The sequence below is a fragment of the Sphingomonas sp. GW821-FHT10C01 genome (assembly GCF_059415525.1).
Map to the genome: position 1 here is coordinate 1 of NZ_JBWKNK010000013.1, position 1,098 is coordinate 1,098.

Genomic DNA, 1,098 nt, shown 5'->3' on the forward strand with positions numbered 1-1,098 from the left:
ACGACGATGGTGGCGACGGCATTGCCGATGAAGTTGGTGAGGCTGCGGCACTCGGACATGAACCGGTCGATGCCCAGGATCAGCGCCATGCCCGCGACCGGCACGTCGGGCACGATCGACAGCGTGGCGGCCAGCGTGATGAACCCCGCGCCGGTCACCCCCGCCGCGCCCTTGGACGAGATCATCGCGATCGCCAGCAGCGCGATCTGATCGCCGAGGCTGAGGTCGACATTGCACGCCTGCGCGATGAACAAAGCCGCCAAGGTCATGTAGATGTTGGTGCCGTCGAGGTTGAACGAATAGCCCGTCGGCACGACCAGGCCGACAACCGGCTTGGCGCAGCCGGCCCGCTCCATCTTGTCCATCAGGCTGGGCAGCGCGCTTTCGGACGAGGAGGTGCCGAGCACCAGCAGCAGCTCGGCGCGCAGATAGCGGATCAGCTTGAAGATCGAGAAGCCGGCGAGCCTGGCGACAATGCCCAGCACCACCACCACGAAGATGGCGGAGGTGAGGTAGAAGGTCGCGACCAGCCCGGCGAGGTTGGCGAGCGATTCGATGCCGTACTTGCCGATGGTGAAGGCCATCGCTCCGAACGCGCCCACCGGCGCCGCGCGCATCAGGATGCCGACCAGCTTGAACACGACCAGCCCGACCCGCTCGAGCAGGTCGCGCACCGGCGCCGCCGGCTCCCCCACCATCGACAGCGCGATCCCGAACAGGATCGACACCAGCAGCACCTGCAGCAGCGAGTCTCCCGCCAGCGCCGACACCAAGGTCGTCGGGATGATCGCCATCAGGAACGCGACGATCGAGCTGTCATGCGCCTTGGCGACGTAATCGTTGACCGCGCCGGTATCGAGGCTGGCGGGATCGATGTTCATCCCCGCGCCCGGCTGGATCGTGTTGGCGACGATCAGCCCGACGATCAGCGCCAGCGTCGAGAAGAACAGGAAATAGGCGAACGCCTTGCCCGCCACCCGGCCGACCGAACGCAGCTCGGTCATCCCCGCGATCCCCGTCACCAGCGTCAGGAAGATCACCGGCGCGATGATCATCTTCACCAGCTTGATGAACGCGTCACCCAGCGGCTTCAGCGAC

Annotated in this window: 1 protein-coding gene; it reads right to left on the reverse strand. The window is 66.1% G+C overall.

Features of this window, described 5'->3' with window-relative positions; genetic code table 11:
* Window positions 1–1,098: C4-dicarboxylate transporter DctA (gene dctA / locus AC07M1_RS19375; protein ID WP_495164282.1), on the reverse strand; the 1,098-nt coding region annotated here is incomplete at both ends.